16 protein-coding genes are annotated in these 20342 nt (G+C 50.0%); 6 read left to right on the top strand and 10 right to left on the bottom strand.

Annotated features, from left to right (window positions below; genetic code table 11):
* Positions 1-14: 14 nt before the first annotated feature.
* Positions 15-881, bottom strand: coding sequence for a hypothetical protein (locus ACH5Y9_RS10365; protein ID WP_020481912.1), 867 nt, complete (start codon positions 879-881; stop codon positions 15-17).
* A 277-nt stretch (positions 882-1158) separates the two neighbouring features.
* Here ACH5Y9_RS10365 and ACH5Y9_RS10370 point away from each other — a divergent pair, with 277 nt between their 5' ends.
* Positions 1159-1599 carry a tetratricopeptide repeat protein gene (locus tag ACH5Y9_RS10370; RefSeq protein ID WP_445369555.1) on the top strand — a complete coding sequence of 147 codons (441 nt, stop codon included), beginning with the start codon at positions 1159-1161 and terminating at the stop codon, positions 1597-1599.
* A gap of 264 nt (positions 1600-1863) precedes the next feature.
* Here the strand turns inward: ACH5Y9_RS10370 and ACH5Y9_RS10375 are convergent, their stop codons facing one another.
* From ACH5Y9_RS10375 to ACH5Y9_RS10385, 3 genes are read right to left on the bottom strand one after another with little or no spacing between them, the layout of a single operon-like run.
* Entirely contained in the window at positions 1864-3063 is a 1200-nt protein-coding gene (locus ACH5Y9_RS10375) for a diguanylate cyclase (protein WP_445369556.1), read from the bottom strand.
* Positions 3063-3965, bottom strand: a complete 903-nt coding sequence (locus ACH5Y9_RS10380) for an HDOD domain-containing protein (protein ID WP_445369557.1) — start codon at positions 3963-3965, stop codon at positions 3063-3065. The genes ACH5Y9_RS10375 and ACH5Y9_RS10380 overlap by 1 nt, the downstream gene beginning before the upstream one ends.
* Positions 3932-4339: a protein YgfX gene (locus tag ACH5Y9_RS10385; protein WP_445369558.1), complete on the bottom strand. Its 408-nt coding sequence runs from the start codon at positions 4337-4339 to the stop codon at positions 3932-3934. Before ACH5Y9_RS10385 ends, ACH5Y9_RS10380 begins: the two co-directional genes overlap by 34 nt.
* 101 nt (positions 4340-4440) lie before the next feature.
* Between ACH5Y9_RS10385 and ygfZ the strand changes: the two genes are divergently transcribed.
* From ygfZ to ACH5Y9_RS10405, 4 genes are all read left to right on the top strand, one after another.
* A complete protein-coding gene (gene ygfZ / locus ACH5Y9_RS10390) occupies positions 4441-5394 on the top strand; it encodes a CAF17-like 4Fe-4S cluster assembly/insertion protein YgfZ (protein ID WP_445369559.1) in 954 nt (317 codons plus the stop codon).
* Positions 5395-5408: 14 nt separating this feature from the next.
* On the top strand, positions 5409-6251 hold the full coding sequence (locus tag ACH5Y9_RS10395) for an HDOD domain-containing protein (protein WP_171695051.1): 843 nt from the start codon (positions 5409-5411) through the stop codon (positions 6249-6251).
* A 13-nt stretch (positions 6252-6264) separates the two neighbouring features.
* A complete protein-coding gene (locus tag ACH5Y9_RS10400; protein WP_445369560.1) occupies positions 6265-7239 on the top strand; it encodes a COX15/CtaA family protein in 975 nt (324 codons plus the stop codon).
* Between the two features lie 121 nt (positions 7240-7360).
* On the top strand, positions 7361-9109 hold the full coding sequence (locus tag ACH5Y9_RS10405; protein ID WP_445369561.1) for a DEAD/DEAH box helicase: 1749 nt from the start codon (positions 7361-7363) through the stop codon (positions 9107-9109).
* Between the two features lie 201 nt (positions 9110-9310).
* Here ACH5Y9_RS10405 and ACH5Y9_RS10410 read toward each other — a convergent pair whose 3' ends face one another.
* The 3 genes from ACH5Y9_RS10410 to ACH5Y9_RS10420 all read right to left on the bottom strand — a co-directional run bounded on the left by ACH5Y9_RS10410 (position 9311) and on the right by ACH5Y9_RS10420 (position 12223).
* Positions 9311-9493 (bottom strand): YbdD/YjiX family protein, encoded by a 183-nt coding sequence (locus ACH5Y9_RS10410; protein WP_205454142.1) that lies wholly within the window; start codon positions 9491-9493, stop codon positions 9311-9313.
* Positions 9494-9504: 11 nt separating this feature from the next.
* Entirely contained in the window at positions 9505-9819 is a 315-nt protein-coding gene (locus tag ACH5Y9_RS10415; protein ID WP_240348293.1) for a PilZ domain-containing protein, read from the bottom strand.
* A 106-nt stretch (positions 9820-9925) separates the two neighbouring features.
* Positions 9926-12223: a DNA internalization-related competence protein ComEC/Rec2 gene (locus tag ACH5Y9_RS10420; RefSeq protein ID WP_445369562.1), complete on the bottom strand. Its 2298-nt coding sequence runs from the start codon at positions 12221-12223 to the stop codon at positions 9926-9928.
* Between the two features lie 257 nt (positions 12224-12480).
* On the opposite strand from ACH5Y9_RS10420, the gene ACH5Y9_RS10425 reads away from it, so the two are divergent.
* Entirely contained in the window at positions 12481-13800 is a 1320-nt protein-coding gene (locus tag ACH5Y9_RS10425) for a PepSY-associated TM helix domain-containing protein (protein WP_445369563.1), read from the top strand.
* Positions 13801-13818: 18 nt separating this feature from the next.
* Here the strand turns inward: ACH5Y9_RS10425 and ACH5Y9_RS10430 are convergent, their stop codons facing one another.
* The 3 genes from ACH5Y9_RS10430 to ACH5Y9_RS10440 form a co-directional block, all read right to left on the bottom strand.
* Positions 13819-14679 carry an HDOD domain-containing protein gene (locus ACH5Y9_RS10430; protein WP_445369564.1) on the bottom strand — a complete coding sequence of 287 codons (861 nt, stop codon included), beginning with the start codon at positions 14677-14679 and terminating at the stop codon, positions 13819-13821.
* Complete coding sequence (locus tag ACH5Y9_RS10435) at positions 14672-19732, bottom strand: response regulator (RefSeq protein WP_445369565.1); 5061 nt, start codon at positions 19730-19732, stop codon at positions 14672-14674. The genes ACH5Y9_RS10430 and ACH5Y9_RS10435 overlap by 8 nt, the downstream gene beginning before the upstream one ends.
* A 64-nt stretch (positions 19733-19796) precedes the next feature.
* A complete protein-coding gene (locus ACH5Y9_RS10440; RefSeq protein ID WP_445369566.1) occupies positions 19797-20336 on the bottom strand; it encodes a YfiR family protein in 540 nt (179 codons plus the stop codon).
* Positions 20337-20342: the final 6 nt, after the last annotated feature.

Below are 20342 nucleotides of genomic sequence, written 5' to 3' on the forward strand. Positions count from 1 at the left end.
GCGCTATCGTTTGGTTATTTGACTTGCAAAACGCCGCCTTGACCGCTACCACCACCGCCTTGCACTTCTTGCGCCTTATAATTTCTAAGCGACTGGACCATATTGTTATAAGCATCAAAAAAGGCTGCCGCTGTCGCTATGCCTTCCGGGGTTCTGCTGTACATACCTATGCTGCCGCCCGCCGCGCCGGCAAAAAGTCCGCCCCAACCGCCGAACGCGCCGCCGCCGGAAGTACTCATATTGTTAGCGGTGGCACTGCCTTGGGAAATGGCAATTTGCACCGTTGAACGAATATCGGTCAGGGTAAGCGCCACATCGGTGGTTCTAGTTTCCACGGCATGTGAAACTGCGCCGGCAATGGCGCCTAGACCGCCCAAACCGGCAGCGCCTAATCCGGCACCGATTAATCCGGCTCCAATGGAGCCCCCTTGTCCGCCTGTGGATTCGTTAGCGACGATAATCTGCGGGTCGAGTAAATAATCGGCCGCAACACGTTGGCCTTTGTGTTGTTTTGAACCTGACCTATATTCTCCAGAGTTTCTTTGTTGATCGGTGATTCTATCCAGCATGGCACTGGTGCTCATATTGCCGATGCCGGTAATAATAAAACAATTGGATTGCTGCACCGCCAAGCGAATTAACGGATCAACCGTGGTAACCCCTGACGCCCCCGAAAAACGCCCGTCGCTGACCGCCAAGGTACCCAATGGGCTGGCACAACGTTCCAACGACTTATTGGCGTTGACGCTGGTCGCGCCGCCGGCAGAACCAGAAACTAAATTTGAACTACCACCTGTCTGCAAGCCAGGCTGTTGCGCGCAGCCGGCAAAAGCAAAAACAGAGACCAGTAATGATAAATCTCGAATTGATTTAACGCTCATCCAAAAAACTCCAAAAAATTGCCATTCAGTTAATGGTGCCTAGCAAACTAAAAAATTCGAGCGATAATAGACCAAAACTTATAAAAAGAAAAAGGAAATACTCATGTATTCAAAAAAGCCTTTTTTGTCAACGCTATTTGTTTTATTCGTAGCGTTTGGCCTTGTCGCCTGTACACATCAAGAAAAACAAGTTAAGTCGGACACCATTAGAATTTGCGACGAAAATGGATGCGCGGACCGCCCGAAAGACTATGCCTCTTTTCAACCGGAGCCGGCGATGTCCGCCGAAGACAGCGCCAAAATCAAAGCACTTGAAGAACTGGCCGCAAACGATCCGCGCGCCGCTTACGATTTGGCGCTACGTTTCTTTAGAGCGGACGGCGTTCGTCAAGATACTTATAAGTCGATCAAATGGATGCGCGAAGCCGCCGAGAAAGGCAACTTCGATGCTCAAAAAGCACTGGGTAGGGTTTATTTGACTGGTCTTGGTGAAATGGGGTCCGATCCGGGCGAGGCTGAAAAATGGTTGTCTATTACCGCCAACAAAGGCGACAAAGAAGCAAGCAGCTTGCTTAAAGAAGCAGTAAAAGCGCGCCAATCGGAGCAAGCCGATTACCAATGGCGGAGACGATGGCAACAGATTTTTTATAACAACTGGTATTCCGGCTATCGCTACAATTGGTACTGGGGAACAGGACGCTGGTATTTGTATTATTGACCCGGCCCTTAAATGCCGTTCGCCTAAATGTCCTTGAGGGTACTGAACCCGTTGACAGTCACACCAGCTGAGGCTTCGACCAGCTCAGCCCGGACGGAATAACCGTTAATAAATAGGGTCGGTTTAATACCAAGAATCCGTGGTTACCTAAAAATCAACTATCGGACTGACAGACACTTCTGATGTCATACTGAGAGGGAAATTCAAATATTTTTAGTCACAACTTAAGGTTATGACTATCCCAAAGAACCATCCAAAATACTCTTACAACTGATCCGAGCAGGCTTCGCCGAATACTATCGTCTTATCTCGGCCGCTGGCTTTAGCTTGATACAACGCAGCATCGGCGTAATTAATCATTTGATCAATGTCTGGCGCTTGTTCGGATTGAATTAAATCGCTATTCAAGCAATATATGCCAATACTCAGGGTCAAATTAACCACCTCTTGATTGATAGACCATTCCAGGGTTTTGATTTCCTGACGAATGCGCTCCGCAAATGTTTTACCGCTATCGCAGCGGGTATTAGTAAAAATCGCTACAAACTCTTCGCCACCAAAACGTACCAGAATATCGGTATTACGCACTTGCCGCTTTAACGCTTTAGCGACACCGGTCAGCACTTGATCGCCGAACAAATGTCCGAAGCGATCATTAATGACTTTGAAATGATCAATGTCCATCACCAGCAAACAAAAACCGGTTTTGTAGCGCTTATGGTGAGCGATAACGACTTCGACTTGGTCATAAAAAAACCGCCGATTATGCAGGCCTGTTAACTGGTCATGCATGGACATACTGGCAAAATGATCTTTAAGTTGATTGGTTTCGGCAACCAAACTCTCCAACTCGGCCGTCCTGGAAGCAATTTGCTGTTCCATATGCTGAACCAGGCGCCTAGTGGTAATCAACTGACCAAGAATGTTTTTATAAACTTCCAACAAACGGATATGCCAATCGTTGAAATAATAGGCTTGCGGATGCGATACGTTTAAAACGCCAATCAAGGTGCGATTGAAAGTAAATACCGGCACACTGATAATTGAACCAGGCGATTGCTTCGAGTTTCCGGTTTTTTCGAATCGCTTATCTTCGTGGCAATTTTGACAATGCTGCAAAACACCGGTGGCCGCGGCAGCGCCAATCAAGCCTTCCCCTACTCTAAAGCGCAAAGAGCTATCCATATTTACTTCAGGAGCGCCAAGCTCGCCCGCACTAATGCCGGCAACATTGCTTAATAAGCCTTCGCTATCCACGATAAAAAAAGAGCACCGCTCCATATCTTGATATTGGATAAGGCTTGCCAAAGCTTGTCTGATAAGGGTTTTTTCATCATCGACTTGACAATCGATTTCGGATAACTGTTTCACTGCAGACAGCGCATTGACAAGATCTATCAGCAAATCCTGCACGCCGAAACCTGCCAGTTTCACATCTTGACTGTTTGCGCTAGGCTGGTTCATCAATTCCCCATGATGGCGGCAAGTTTTTGCATAGCGGGCTGATTTTCTGCCAGTTGTTCAGCAAGCTCTTGTATATTGCTCAATGGACACTTAATCTTCCGGCATTCCGATTCAAACTCTTGCAGATTAATCGACTCCCCTGAAATCACAGTTATGCTTAAGCGTTCACAAACCCTCAATAAAATCAGCAAGGGCAGCTCTATCCCTTCAAAATCCATATTTTCATAATTGTCTAATAGCACTTGGTACAAAACCGGCAAATGCCATTTACGCAATAAAAAATGACCGATTTGATAATGGCTCTGGCCCATTTGTCGAGAAATTCCCTGACTTACAGGCAAACCCGTTTTTTTGCATTCGACAAACACTTCATGCAGCTCTTCCGGCTGCAAATAGCCGAGCACCAATATGCCGATATTAAGAAGTAATCCACCGGAATAAATTGTCGATGGCGTAAATGCTCGCAATTGCGGAATTTCGATCGCCAGTTTTTGGGCGGATACCGCGGTGGTTAATGAGCGTATCCAAAAATACTGGGCGTCGAAACCTTGGCATTTGCGCGTATCAAATTGGACATTAAAAATAATTGCCTGTGCCAGCGCCTTCACCAAATCCAGACCCAAGACCTGAAAAATAGCGGTGCGAATATCTGAGACATTTCTGCCACGGGCGAAATAGGCCGAATTTGCTAATCCAAGCAATCTAGCAACTAAACCAGGCGATAACGATAAGGCATCCGCCAACTTTTCTATGGGTATGTCCGGCGTATTGATGACATCCAGAATTCGCAGACTCGCCTCGGGCAAAACCGGCAAGTTTTTCAGCGAACCGATTTGCAGTTCAATTGTTTGCTTCACACCGGCATTCATCAACCATGACCATAACCTGAAATAATTAAACAAACCGAGAGTTTGCGGTAATCGTCATTACTCATTGCATCTTTTGGAATTATCATCGATTGACACCTCCCTTCATCGTGCACCCAATGCAGTGCGATCAGTAATCCACTTACCACAGTTGACGCTTGAATCTCGATAGAACTGTAGTGGTCGCCCGTTCCAAGCAGCGACCATCCATACTGAGGAGTATAGCGCAGATAAGTAACATCAATTTTGCCGAATGCCATATTGTTTCGCCAGCTTAGTAATACCAGCATCGTCAGCAAATATTTGTATGGCGAAGGTAGCGCGTTTAGCCAACATGCCGCCAGCGCCGCGCTGTGAATAGCGCTAACAACGAATCTCAGCGCCTTCGAGCGCTCCACTTTAAAATTCATGCTCTGTTCAAGATTTTTCGACACAATCGCTGCACCTTTTTCGAGCTAAGGTAAACTACCCTGCTAAATTATGTTCATGTATTCCTACAAACGTTGCCGCCATGCTTGAAGACCGCACAAATCACACAAACGCTTTTAGCGAACCCAATGCACTTGCTTTATCCAAAAAAATTTTCGCGTCCACCGGTCTTAGCCTTATAGAAGTTATCGGTCAGGATGCCGCAAAACTGTTACAAGGCCAGCTGACGTGCAATATTAATGATTTATCGGCATCGCAAGCCAGTATAGCCGGATTCTGTAACGCCAAGGGCCGAGTCATCAGTACACTGTTGGTAGTTAAATCGCCAGCGTCTTTTTACCTGATATTGCCTGCGGATTTGCTCGACACGGTGTTAAAAAAATTGCGGATGTACGTATTGCGTGCCGATGTAACATTGCAGGATCAAACTGGAAACATGCATATTTTGGGCATATCGGGTTTTGCGCCTGAGATAGACGCTCCAACAGGCAATTTCGCTGTAGGGCAAATACCGTTAACGACCATTAAACTACCTGGCGCCCCGCGTTATTTGACACTGGGTACACCTGATCAGATCGATGAATTTGCCGGATTACTCAGTAGCCGCTACGATTTCGAATCCGGCTGCCTGGACGAGTGGCGTTATCAAGACATTTGCACTGCCCTACCCTGGTTCGATATTAACCAATCGGAACAGCACATACCGCAGATGTTGGGTATTGACCAACTTGGCGGCATCAGTTTTAGTAAAGGCTGCTACACAGGCCAAGAAATCGTGGCTCGCAGCCACTATCTGGGCAAAGTTAAACGCGCACTGTTTATCGCCGAGTGTCAGCCCTCAGCCAGCGGCGTGGTTAATGGCTGCAAAGTGTTGGACGGTATTTCTCAGCAAAGCATGGGGTGCGTATTGGCTAACTCGGTCTGGTCCGAAATAAACCGGGCGCTGGTGGTCCTGCAAATAGTTGATGGACTGCCAAAAAACCTTATACTTGATGACGACTATCGGACGCCAATCGCGATAATTTCGGATCAATAGCGGAAATTCAATCCATGCAATTCAAATCTGTTCAAGACTTTTTAGTCCATGTGCAAGCGGAACTGGACGCCAACCGATTAATCCTGCCTACCTTACCGGATGTAGCCATCAAAGTCCGCGATGCTGTGAGTAAAGGCGATGCCACCGCGCAAAGCCTGGCCGAGATCATCGCAACCGACGCCGCTATTTCCGCCCGTTTGATACAAGTGGCCAACAGCCCCTTGTATCGCGGCACCATGGAAATCAAAAATATTCAAATGGCTGTTACCCGGCTCGGTAACAACACTATTCGCACCCTGATTACCAGTTTGATCATGCAGCAAATGTTCACGCCCACCACGGCGCTACTGGAAGGCTATTTTCGCAGCACCTGGGAGCAAGGCGTGAACGTCTCGGCGATCAGTCGGGCGTTGGCCGCTTTTGTGCCGCATTTAAACGCCGATGAAGCGATGCTGGCCGGACTAATCCATCAAATCGGTAAATTACCGATACTGACTCTGGTTGAAAAAATTCCGGAGTTTAGAGACAGTCCATCCCGTTTGGATAAGTTATTGGAAAAAGCCCACCCGCACGTTGGCAAACTGATCATGAACACCTGGAATTTCCCGGAAGAACTGAAACTGGTGCCGTCCGAATATGTGGATTTTCAGCGCGACTCCGGAGCCAAGGCCGATTACGTCGATTTAGTGCAAGTCGCATTTTTGCAAAGCATCGCCGGCACCGATCATCCAGCCTGCCGCGTCGATTGGAACACCGTACCCGCTTTTGTGAAACTGGGCATACAGCCCGATACAGAAATTTTGGAAATTGAAGGGGTCTCGGAAGAGATCGAACTCGCACATTCAATGTTCCTTTGAGAATTCACGACACATGATAGACGCCCAAGACGCCACCCGTTTTCGCCGCTTAGGCACCCTTACCATCTTTGCCGTGTATTTCGTGATCTTGGTTGGCGGCATCGTCCGCGCCTCAGGAGCCGGTATGGGCTGCCCGGATTGGCCCACCTGCTTCGGGCAATGGGTGCCACCGACCCACGAATCTCAACTGCCTGCCAATTATCACGAAATTTATGCGGCGCGCGGCTATGAAAGCACCACCTTCAATCCGGTAAAAACCTGGACCGAATATACCAATCGCCTGGTCGGCGTGACGATTGGTTTTCTGATTTTTCTTACTGCCTGGACTTCCAGGGTTTACCTGAAAGCCGATAAAGCCATTTTTTATTTAGCATTATCGGTGTTTTTGCTGGTCGGATTTCAGGGGTGGCTGGGTTCGGCCGTGGTAGCGAGTAACTTAAAGCCCTTGATGATAACGCTGCACATGTTGTTGGCCTTATTTATCGTCGCGCTGCTCATATACGCGATTGCCAGATCGCAAAAACCCCTACTGCAAGCCATCGACAGCCATTGGCTAACGCCGCGATTTGCTTTGGTTTTAAAAATTGCCATGGCAATGACTTTGCTGCAAGTAGCAATGGGCACCCAAGTCAGGGAAGCGGTCGATTACATTGCTCATGAGCACAGCTATATCGACAGGCAATATTGGCGCGATAGTTTCCCGATCATTTTTTATATTCACCGCTCTTTTTCATCAGTCATTTTGTTCACCAACCTCTGGCTGGCCTGGCAAATTTATCAACAAGCCGACAAACAGAGCCTGCTGTTGCGCACTGCTTACGTTTTAGTAGGATTGATCGTTACCGCCATTTTGGCTGGCGTCAGCCTGGACAGACTGGGATTTCCCGCCGTCGCTCAACCGGTACATCTGTTGATGGCTAATCTGATTTTTGGCGCGCAATTTTTCATCTTTATTTGCTTAAATTACTCGTCCAGAAAAGCAAACTGAACAAGCCAGGATTTTACGGTAATTATCAATAAGTTAAGCAATATCAGACTAAGTTGCGATACAATGCCGGGCATAGCTAGCCCATGGCCGGCAACTCTCTTTTTTTCTACAGGTATTATTAATGTCCGACGCCCCTTCCTCCGCCACGCCTTCCTTTAAAGATTTATCGCTTTCAGACACCATTTTAAAAGCGCTGGAAAGTGTCGGTTACGAAACCCCTTCTCCGATTCAAGCACAGATTATTCCGTTCGTCATGGCTGGTCGCGACGTGTTGGGCCAAGCACAAACCGGTACGGGTAAAACCGCTGCATTCGCCTTGCCGATTTTGTCGCGTATTAATCTCAATCAAAAAGACCCGCAAGCTTTGGTACTAGCCCCTACGCGCGAATTGGCGATACAGGTTGCCGAGGCTTTCCAAAGTTATGCTGCCCATATCAAAGGCTTTCACGTCTTACCAATCTACGGCGGCCAGGATTACACCAGCCAGCTACGCCAATTGAATCGCGGTGCGCATGTCGTAGTGGGTACACCGGGACGAGTCATGGACCACATGCGCCGCGGCACACTGAAACTGGACCAACTCAGCACCCTGGTGTTAGACGAAGCCGACGAAATGTTGCGGATGGGCTTTATCGATGACGTGGAATGGATTCTGGAGCAAACCCCATCGACGCGCCAAACCGCGCTGTTCTCGGCCACCATGCCGACCGAAATTCGCAAAATTGCGCAGAAATACCTGAACAACCCCGAACAAGTCACCATCAAGGTTAAAACCGCCACCGCCGCCAATATTCGCCAACGCTACTGGTTTGTCAGCGGTGTGCACAAAATGGATGCGCTGACCCGTATTCTGGAAGCGGAAAACTTCGACGGCATGATTATCTTCGTCAGAACCAAAACCGCTACCATCGAAGTCGCGGAAAAATTGGAAGCGCGTGGTTTTTCCGCCTCGGCGATTAACGGCGACATGTCGCAAGCCTTGCGTGAGCGGGCTATTGATAATCTGAAAAGCGGCAAACTGGATATTCTGATTGCCACAGACGTTGCGGCCCGCGGCCTGGACGTTGATCGTATTACCCATGTCGTCAACTATGACATCCCTTACGACACCGAATCTTATATCCATCGTATCGGCCGTACCGGTCGTGCCGGCCGCACCGGCGACGCGATTTTGTTTGTCTCACCGCGCGAAAAACGCCTGCTGGCCAATATCGAGCAAGCCACGAAACAAAAAGTCGAAGAAATGCAGTTGCCTTCCACCGACTTTATCAACAACGCCCGCATCAACCGCTTCAAACAGCGGATTACCGATACGCTGGCCGGCGAGGAACTCAGCTTTTACAACCAATTAATCAACCAATATCAGGTTGAGCATAATGTCCCGGCACTTGACATTGCAGCGGCGTTAGCCAAGTTATTGCAAGGCGATACGCCTTTGTTGATGAAAGAGCCCAGCAAAAAACCACGCAAGGACGCCGAGGAAAAAGGCCGTTCCGACCGCAATGATCGTAGCGACCGCGGCCCAAGAAGGGAAAAAGGTCGCGTCGGCGCGGTAGAAATGGAAACCTTCCGCATCGAAGTAGGCCATGCCGACGGCGTGAAACCTGGCAATATCGTCGGGGCTATCGCCAACGAAACCGGTATAGACGGCGATCATATCGCCCGCATCAAAATCGAGGAACACTATAGCACCGTGGAGTTGCCTGCCGGCATGCCCAAAGACTTGTTCCAGGCCCTGAAAAAAGTCCGGGTAGTCGGTAAACCTTTGGATATTTCCAAATTCGACCCGGCTTTGGTGAAAAAAGACAAAAGTAAAAAGCGGGTCGGCTCACCATCAAGACGCGGCAAAAATAAAGACCAAGCCGAATAATCGTCCCCTCGGAATGGACTACAAAGGCTTAGGTTGGAAAACCTAAGCCTTTTTTATTGCCTTGCGGCTTGCAATGCCAAACTTGCGCCGTACACAAGTTCATCGAATTGCACCGGCTCTCTAAGACTGGACTATTTGAATGGAATAGTGAACTGCGGTTGGAATACTTTTTAGCACCAGCAACTCAAGCAACAATTAAACTCAGCAACACCGCTTGATGCCATTCCATTTGCGCTGCGTTTCAGCCGCAAAAAATCCTTTTCGACTTAACGGCGGAAACTGCCCGGCGTGATGCGCTTGCCAATGCAGCAAATAACGCTCATAAGCGGCATCGCCATTGAGGTGGCCCCAGAATGACCGCACACACCGTATCAATCTGCTCATAGGGGTCTCGATTAATCTTTACGCTGCGGTGCCAGCTTAACGCATTCGAACATCAGATCGTCGAATTCGTCCTCGCTGTGCTTGCTCGGACTATATTGCAAACCGCATTCGCGATCTTCGCGGATATGCTTGATGTTACCGTGTATCGACATCGCCACCCGCGACTCAGGCAGTATGATGGAAATCCGCAATTCCGCTTCGTCAACTGCTTGACCCAGAGGTTCTTTCAAGCGAATTTTTATGCCGCTGTAACTCATATCGACAACTTGGCCGTCAATGATGATCTCGCCGCCGGGCGGTGGCGGTTCGATAATGATGTGCGCCACGAGTCCTTCCGGGTTAAAACGTATTCTGCTACGGTTTTCATTCTCCACTGCAATGCTCCATGTTTTGATCCTGAGAGTATAGGCAGAAACGCCGACACGGCAAAATTTATCTGACATCAATACTCTGCCGATTCGGCGCGGGTATTCGCCAATAGCGTTGCCGTTTGGCTCGCTCGGCTATCGGCTGAATTGTTTCGGGCCCACTACGCACTGAAATAGCGCCCTGTTCAGCCGTATTCAACCAAGCCATGCCAAGCTGGCTATAGCGTTCGATAACCTGGCGATGCGGAAAACCAAAACGGTTTTGATAACCGGCGGGAATCAAAATAAGCGTGGGATTAACTTTTTCAAGCAAAGCCAGGCTTGATGAAGTTTTGCTGCCATGGTGCGGTGCCAACAACACGTCACTGGCAAGTTTGTCAGCGTACTCGCGCACCAACCAGTTTTCGGCTGTTTGTTCGATGTCGCCGGTCAGCAAAAAAACCTGCTGTGCGGAGCTTACTTGTAATACGCAGGAGTTATCGTTATCACCGATGAATCCACTTTCCGGTGGGGACAGCACCATAAAAGTAACGTCATCCCAACGCCAGGTTTGTCCGGCCCGGCAATACTCGCCGTGTTCGCGTGCGGCCCATTCAGGCACACTGCTAACAGCCTTGTCTACCGGCAATTCGGCAAATATCGACTCCGCGCCACCACTGTGGTCGTTGTCGCCATGACTAATCACCAAGCTGTCGACCCTAGAAATACCCTGCTCGCGTAAAAACGGCACGACCACTGAATCGCCCATGTCGGAATATTCTGAATAACGTGCGCCGGTATCAAACACCAGAGTATGTTCCGCAGTTTGCACCACAGCTGCTAATCCTTGACCCACATCCAGCACAGTCAGCCAGGCTTCACCGGGTTTCGGTTTTTCAACATCAACCAATATTAACGGTAAAAACAGTAACGGACTTAAATACCGGCACGGAAAGCCCCTTGGCGCTAACAGCAGAAGCACACCGATGGCCGCCAAACCAATCGCATACCATGGTGGCGGGAGGCAATAGATGCTGGCTAATGGTAGTTCGGCCATTTGCAAAAGCACCCACCACAAGCCTTGCAACACATAATCCAGAACTTGCAGCAACAGCGCCCCGAGTGTCGGCCAGATAAACAGTAACACCACCGCCAGCAAAGCCGGCGGGACAATCAAGATACCGATAACCGGCACCGCCAGCCAATTGGCGACAGGCGATATCAACGATACCTGCTGAAAAAACACGATCAATAAGGGCGACAAGCCCACGGCTGTGGCCAATTGCGCGGCGCCGGCTTCGCGCCAATACGAAGGTCTGCCCAATCGGCCCGCCGACACGTAAATCAATAATGCCACCGCCACGAATGATAGCCAAAAACCGACCGATAGCACCGCCAACGGATCGAACAGCAATACAGTCAGCAACGCCAGCAATAAAATTCGCATCGGCGCGGTGTTACGCTGCCAAGCGATTGCTGCCAACGCCACGCTGAGCATAATCACCGCGCGTAGAGTCGGCACCGAATAGCCCGCCAAACCGGCGTAAAACAGCGCAGCCAGCCAAGCGCACAATGCGGCGGCCCGTTGCGGCGAAATGCTTAATATCCCGGTCCAAGCCCACAGCCGCCTGGTCCAAAGGTAAATCAGGCCGGCGATCAGACTGATATGCGAACCGGAAATCACGATTAAATGCACCACACCGGTGATTCTAAACACGCGCCATTGCTCTTGGGTGATTGCGTTTTGGCTGCCGATGGTCAATGCTTTTAGTACGCCCAACCGTCCGCTGCCGGGCAAAGCAGCGTCCAGTCGGTCAGCAATCGCTTGCCGACACCGAGCAAAATATTGACCGATACTCGGCGATAAGCTCACGATTTGCGGCGGCGGTTTGTCGCGCACATAACCTGTCGCACCGATATGGTTGGCAAATAACCACGCTTCGAAGTCAAAGCCGCCGGGGTTGAGGCGGCCGTGCGGCCTGCGCAACTTTACCCGGAACTCCCAGCCCTGCCCCGCAGCCAAGTTGAGCTTAGGGTAATACCAGCTCAGACGAATTTTATCCGGAAAGTTGCCGGAGGGCGCCGTGACAATAAAATCAAAATTGGTGCGCTGCTCTTGTTGTTGCGGCAGACTGGCGATATAGCCTTGAATTTTCACTTCCTGGTTTTGATAGGTATCGGGGAGTTGTTGGGACAGCCGCCAGCTACCCAATATACTCGCCCACAGCACCCCAGCCAGCAGCGCGAAAAATCGCCAATGGTGCCGATAAATCAACAACAAGCCGCTAACCACCAAACCGATAAACTCAAACAGACTAGGCAAGCGGCTGAACTGTTGGACAGCAACAATTCCGGCCAGAAATAGCAAACTGCTCAGATTCATCGCCTCTCCGACCTACATTTATCCTGTATAAAACGCCTCATATCTCTACCAATCAAACTCCGCCGCCCTGCGTATTTCACGCAGTCTAGCCGATTTTTTAAACTTGTCTGCGGCGCAACGGCTGCCATGGGCTGGTTGTTGTTGCATTAATCCTGCAAAATAGCCGGTTGCCGTGCCTGGCAAATGCTGTTTTTTAAATTTATAGCGTCTAAGGCTGCTGAAGGCGGGCTGTCGCTAAATCTCTCACTGTATACCCCATGCAAGAAACCCATTACCCGCTGATTGTCCGCCCACGCTTTATCCTGAATGCCCGCAAATGGTGGCGCTTGTGCCATGTTTATCTGGCACTGAGTTTGGGACTCATCTTCGCGCTGATCGGCTTGACCGGCAGTATGAGTATTTACCGGGAAGAATTGGATAGCTTGCTCAATCCGCAATTGCGCGTCGATACCCCACAATCAACGGCTTTATCGCTGGACAAAATCGTCGCGGCGGTGCGTGCTGCCCATCCTGATCGCCACGGTGCCTGGACCTTGGAAATGCCGCGAGCACCGGACGGCATGATCACCGCCTGGTTTGAAAAGCCCAAGGAAAGCGTAGACGCCTTTTATGCGCCTCTGATGGTCTCGGTGAATCCTTATACCGGCCAGGTTGCCGACAGCCGATTATGGGGCCAAACCCTGACGACCTGGCTGTTGGATTTACATACCCAACTGCAATTGGACGGCTTTGGCCGAAATGCGTTGGCGGTTTTAGGCGGCTTATTAATGTTGTCGGTAATCAGCGGTTTGTACCTGTGGTGGCCGGGCTGGCACAAGTTATTGCGCGCCTTTTCGCTGCGCCACGATGCCGGCTTGATGCGGCTAGTGTTTGATTTGCACCGACTGCTGGGCGTAGCCAGTTCCGGCTTTTTAATGTTGCTGGCCTTCACTGGTTTTCATCTGGCCTACCCTAGCCTGCTGGAGAACCTGACCGCCGCATCCGGCATGGGACATGGTGACGCCGGCCCCAATGTGCGCAGCAGCGCCATACCCAATGACAGGCCGACCAGTCTGTCGGAAGCGATCCTAGTGGCCCGCGGACCGTTTCCCAGCTCGGAAGTCCGACGTATTACCACCCCAGTTGGCGAGCTGGGGACGTATCGGATCAATTTGCGGCAACTTAACGAGATCAATCAACACCACCCGTTCACAACCGTCTGGGTGGACCGCTGGAGCGGACAAATTCGCGATGTGCAAAACCCCAGCCAATTCTCGGCCGGACAAACATTTACCACCTGGCTTTGGCCGCTCCATACCGGCGAGGCCTTGGGCGAAAGCGGCCGCTTGCTGTGGTTTTTTGTGGGATTGACGCCGACATGCCTGTTTTTCAGCGGCTTATTACACTGGTTACACCGACATGGCTGGGTCGCGGATCGAGAAATCAACCTGAAACAGGCGACAGACGCGGCGACAACTGCTTGCATGACGACATTAAAACGCGCCGCCAAGGCAATTCTTAGGGTCATGATCCCCGCTGCTAACCGTTTTTTGCAAAAAATCTACGGCCGAATCAGGCGGATAAAAAGACTAAAGTAGTGTTTTCAGTGCCACTTCTTAAGGAAATAGCACTTTCGCCAATTCCTGAGTTTTTAAATATTGGTTTTGCAGGTCGGCGAATATCTCAGCCTGACAGGCCGGGCTGATGCTCAATTTCTCAAAGGCCGAGACCGGCCACGTCTCTTTTTCGTCGAACACACTACCCACCATATGCGTCGCCGCGCCGACCAAAGCTGCCTGCCGCCAATAGCTGCCTTGATAAGCCGGATTACGATGGTAACGAATAATCGCCACCAACGCTTCGGGTATTCCCCAGGAAACGGTCAAATGCGCCCCGACTTCGCAATAATCGGTATGCAGCAATTTGCGCAAGGCTTGATTCAAGTCCAATTCGGGATTGGCTTGTTTAAAACGCAAGGCCTGGTGGGTTTCTTCGGGCATGATGTCGGCCATGCAGAGCAAGCCGATATTGTGCAGGATGCCGCCGGTATGCACGGTTTGCGGCAAGTGTTCATTGCCCCGCTCCGCCGCAAGTTCGTCGGCCAGCGCACGGGCAGCGTGCGCCACCAGCATAGTACTGATCCAATAGCGTTTGATATCAAAACTTCGGCAATCCCTGATATTAAACGGCTTCATCACCGCCAAACCGATACCGACGCCTCGGACAATATTTAATCCCAGTTTCAAACAGGTTCTTTCCAATGATGTCACCGGTTCGCTGGAGTTGTTAAACCAGGCTGAATTGGCCAAGGCAATCAGTCGCGACGAAATCGTCGCATGCCCCGCCAGAATCTTGGCTAACCGGGCATAATCCAGGTTATCGTCGGACAAGGCTTTGACCACTTGATGAACGTCGTGCGGCAAAGAAGGCAGCCGTTTAATATCTGCAAAGCGTTCCGGCAATTCAAGATCAGTCATAATTGTTTCGATGAATATCGCTATGGGCTGGTTTGGAGTGAATAAATTCCAGACGAAAATCTTTGTCAAACATGGCCGGCACTTCAGCGGCGGTCAGAGGTTGGCTAAACAAATAGCCTTGCACCACTTGGCAGCCCAAACCGCTCATCACCATCGCTTGCTCTATCGTCTCCACGCCTTCCGCCACCAACGAGAAATTCATCGCGTTGGCCATGCCGATAATCGTACCGAGCAAAATCGGGGTTTGCGGATTGAACAACACGTCCTGAACAAAGGTTCGATCGATTTTCAGACAATCCACCGGCAACTGCTTCAGCGACGCCAGCGACGAAAAGCCGGTGCCGAAATCGTCTATCGCGATTTTCACTCCTATGCCCTTTAGTTTTTTAAATATCTCTAAGTCTGCCGCCGTTTGCATGGCACTTTCCGTGACTTCGATTTGTAAATAGTGAGCCGGCAATTGGGTATGTTTGAGGATTTCCCGCAACGTAAACGGAAATTGCGGATCGCGGAAATGGCTTGCCGAGACGTTGACAGCCGTGGTGAATAACGGCAGCCCTTGATTTTGCCAGGCAATTAATTGTTCGCAAGCCTGTTGAATAGCCCAGTCGCTAATTTTACCGATCAAACCCAAAGCCTCAGCCAAAGGAATAAACTCGCCGGGCCCAAGCAAACCGCGCAACGGATGTCGCCAGCGCACCAAGGCTTCGAGACCTATCATTCGCCCATCCAACATACTTACCTGGGGCTGATAATACAATTGCAATTGCTGGTGCTCCAGCGCGTCGCGCAAGGTTTGCTCGTCTTGCATGCGCTTAATCGCCAGGCCCGTCATCTCCGGCCGATAGTAAGCGTAGCGCTGTTTGCCGGCGCTTTTCGCTGCGTACATGGCGGTGTCGGCGGCTTTCATCAAGTCGTGCTCGTTCTCGCCATCTTTTGGATAAATAGCAATACCGATACTGACGCGGGGCTTTAAATGGTGGGTATCCAAAATTAAAGGTCGGTTGATTTCCTGCAAACAGCGTTCGGCGATTTCCATGGCTTGAAATTCGTCGGTAATACTGCTGGCGATGATACAAAATTCGTCTCCTCCCAATCGCGCAGCAAAGTCTTCTTCACGTACCACGCTTTGAATGCGTTGCGCTATGGCTTTCAGGAACTGGTCGCCGATGTTGTGCCCAAAGCTGTCGTTGACATACTTAAACTCGTCCAGATCCAGGAATAGAAACGCAAACTCCAACTTGCCGCGCGCCGAGGCTTTGATGGTCTGTTGAATACGCTTGTGATAATGCACACGGCTGGCCAGGCCGGTCAACTCATCGAAATACGCCAACTGATGGATGATTTTTTCCGATTGCTTTTGCTTGGAAATATCCTGCACCGTCCCGGTGACAAAACTCTGCTGTCCGCTGCTGATCATGGCCGTATCCTGGCGGACACTGATGGGCGTTTCCAGATCCGGCCGCAAGCGGTACTCGACATACTCGACTTGTTCGCCCTGGGCAGCAGCTTCTATCAAGGTCTGCACTATTTTGCGGTCCGCAGCCTCGATTAAATTCAAATAGTTGCTGAGCTCGCCCCGAAAATAGTCGGCCGGCATTTGGCACATTTCCGCTAAAAACGGCGAGATTTCGAATTTATCCTGCCTTGGATCCCAAGTCCAATAGCCCAAACCGGCGATGCGTTGGGCAGCAGACAGTTGCTGCTTACTGTTACGTAATTCCGCCGTATCATGGCTGGAGCGCAGCAGAAAACGGATGTGATGAATCAACACCACATGATTAAGCGGTTTAATGATGAAGTCGGTAGCGCCGACCTTAAATGCCCGATTTATCGATTCTATGTCTTCCAAGCCGGTAGACATAATGATGGGAATGTCGGTCATGGCAGGGTTGGCGGACATGCGCCGGCAGGTTTCAAAACCGTCGATACCCGGCATAATCGCATCGACTATGACTAGATCCGGAATGGCCGTTTCCAGCAAGAGCAGCGCCGCTTCGCCACTCTCGGCCTCCACGACGTCGAAACCCGAGGCTTTTAACTGCTCGCCGGTAATCAATCTGAAGTTTGGATCGTCGTCTATCAGTAAAATTCGCTTGGCTTCCAGCGCTAGGTCGGTTACTCGCTTATCCATGCCGGCTTGCGGTGCATCGGGCTGCGCTACGCTGGCATGGGCAATAACACGCAGCTCGGCCAAAGCCGCCGGCAATTGCGCCTCAAATTCCGCCAGCAGTGCCGGAATTGCTGCAAGATCCGCTTGGCGGCCGGCAGTTTCCAGCAATCGGCAGGTTTTAGACAAATCCCTGGCACCCAGATTGGCACTGGACGATTTGAGGGCATGAGCCATATCGGCCAGCAAATCCGCCTGCCCATCGGCAGCGGCTTGTCTAAGTTTTTCGGCTGTTTCCGGCGCGGTTTGCAGATAGAGTGCGATGGCCTTGTTTAATAAACTTACCCCATTCGCATCGTAAATATCCCGAAGCTGAGCCAGATCGGCCTGGCAAATCGGTCCGGGGGGAAATTCGCCTGCCATCGCTGCGTCTTGAGATGCCAACGGAGCCGACTCCAGTGCATTATCCGCAGCATTTGGCAGCCAATTTATCAATAGATGGCGCAGTTGTTCCTTGCTGAACGGTTTACTTAAATAGCCGTCCATGCCCACCATTTCACACTGATCGTGTATGCCTTTTTGTACATCGGCGGTTAAAGCAATAATCGGAATTCGGGTCGAGGCCGTGGCTTGTTCATGCTCGCGAATTTTGACGGTTGCCGAAAACCCATCCATAACCGGCATATGACAATCCATCAAAATCAAGTCGTAACGGCGCCGGCAGGCGGCATGCAACGCTTCCTGACCGTCTGCTACCACCTCCGCGATGCAGCCCATGCTTTCTAAGAAGCTTTTGACCACTTCCTGATTAACCAAGTTATCCTCGGCCACCAAAATGCGCCCGGATAACTTAATTTGCTCCGGTGTTACAGCGGAAGGTGCCGTTTGCTCGACGGGTGCGAACGTGGCGATTTCCAGCAAGCAATTCAGCAGACGTTGTTGGAAAACCGGCTTGTTCAAGTAAAAGCTGATGCCATATTCGTGGGTCAGGCCGGTTTTAATGCTGACATTTTCGGAGCTGAGCATGATCAACGGCAGTTTGGGAATACGCTGGTCGCGTTGAATGGCCTTGGCCAGCGTCAAGCCGTCCATCACCGGCAAATGCCAATCCAGCAGAGCGACTTGAAACGGATTATTTAAAGTGGCGGCCTCGACCAATAGCTTCAGCGCCCTGGGGCCGCTATCGACGGTCGTAACATGGGCGCCCCATAGCGAAACTTGATCGTGGAGTATGTCGCGGTTTATCGAATTGTCATCCACTACCAAGATGTGCAGACCTTCCAACGCGCTGGTATCGGCACGTTCGATGTCGGTCTGGATGCCCAACCCCAATTCTAAGTCAAAGTAAAACCGGGAACCCCGACCGATATTACTTTCCAGCCCAAGACTACCGCCCATTAATTCGACTAATTGCTTGGAAATGGTCAAACCTAAACCGGTCCCGCCATAACGCCGGGTAATGCTGCCGTCGGACTGCGTGAAACTATCGAAAATTTCCGCCTGACGCTCAGCGGCAACCCCTATGCCGGTATCGATTACTTCGAATAATAATCTGACTTTATCGCGGGTCGCGTTTTCCGGAACACTCACCTTAAGCTGCACATCGCCTTCTTCGGTAAACTTGATGGCATTGCTCAGCAGGTTAACCAGCACCTGCCGTAATCGTTCCGCATCGCCCTGCACAATAAAGTGCATTTGGTGCGGCAGATTCAATATCAATTCCAGGCCTTTACGGTGGGCTTGCTCCGCCATCATTTCCACGGTGTCTTCCAATAAGCGGCGCAGATCGAACTCCTGAACGATCAACTGCAATTTGCCGGCTTCGATTTTGGAAAAATCGAGAATATTATTGATGATGCTGAGTAGCGAATTGGCAGAACGGTAGGCGGTATCGGCAAATCTGGTTTGCCGATCATCCAAACCGGATGACATCAACAACTCGGTCATGCCCAACACGCCATTCATCGGCGTTCTGATCTCATGGCTCATGGTTGCCAAAAATTGCGACTTGGCTTTACTGGCTTGTTCGGCTTGCTCTTTGGCGGAGAGCGCTTCGGCGATGCTGATACTCAGCTCTTGATTTTTTTCTTCCAATTGCTGGGTACGTTCGATAACTTGCCTTTCCAAAGAATCTCGGTGCATGGCTAGTTGATCGTCTCTGAACTGGATTTCGGCTAGCATGGCATTGTACACATCGGCTAAATCGCCGAATTCGTCGTTGCTGGTCTTGTTAATCCGATGCGAAAAACTCTTCTCATGTCCAACCGATTGCATGGCATCCATCAGTTTGAGTAGGGGCGCCAAAAATATTTGCTGCAATTTGGTGGTCAGCATACCGATTAAGACCATGGTAAACACCACGATCAAACCCATAGTCGAATAAAACGCTTTTAATATGGCGTAGAAACCGCTTTGGTCATCCACCAAATGCAATACCCCTACGACGTCACCATCCAGTTCTATCGAACGGACAAAATGCAGATTGTTGTCGTCATCGTATTTGAATACGTTTTTTTCGCCAGCCTTACCGACAATATTATTGGTATAAGGAAATAAGCGCTCATACCAATAAGCGAAAACTTCGCCGATAAAACCATATAGGCCTTCTGAACTAGGGAGGGATTGCGCATCGTTTAAAAGCGCGGAAGCTTTTTCCGCATCCCAATGACTAACACCCAGTTTTTGCGAGTGATAGTCGGCAAATAACTTGCCTTGCTTATCATATAATTCGGCATTTAATATGCTGTCCCGGGTTTTCATACTATTCAGCATAGTATTAGCCGAGACCGTATCTTCAAAAACCAGCGCCGCTGAAATATTCGATGCAATAATATTGGCAATTAATACCAGCTGCTGCTCGGTATCTTTCTTTTTTGCATAATATTCATTCACAACAATCGCAGTGCTTGCCGAAAACAGCGTCAACACAGCGATCAAAGTCATAATAAGTACTAGCTTTATCTTGATAGGCGCATTGTTAAACCATTTAAACATGCGATTATCTCTCCTAATTATCGCCGACAATTTTCGCTAAGCGCAGAAGGCTGGAACTAATCGTTAGCCCCGAGCTTTTGACCATGGCAAGATTGATATGTAACTGTATTTTTCCATCGGTATTCACCATAGCCACCATGCCCCCCGATTCGATAAAATTGGCTTCTTCACCTATCGTCAACACCGGAAACTGCCTGGTATCTAAAAAAACTTGCGACAAAACACTATTGGATAATTCGCTTAAAAACAGAATATGACATTGACTTAAATTACGTAATTTGTCCGAATTAATTATTTTAATCACTCTATCCCCAACCGCTTTACCGCTAATTGAATCGAAAGATTGCAATAATGCATTGTCCCCCACCAAACAAACCTGCAGGTTATTTCCGGAATTGGCAAACGCCTGCTCCGGCCATTGCGTAAAGCGCGCAAAATTAAGCGTCAATGCGGCCAACACCGTATATTGCTCAAGCGCCAACGGCGCCGCGCAAGACGCGCTTGAACTAAATAACATTAATGCCAACAGATAAATTTTTATTGCGTTTTGCATATCCGT

Source organism: Methylomonas sp. BW4-1 (assembly GCF_052474385.1).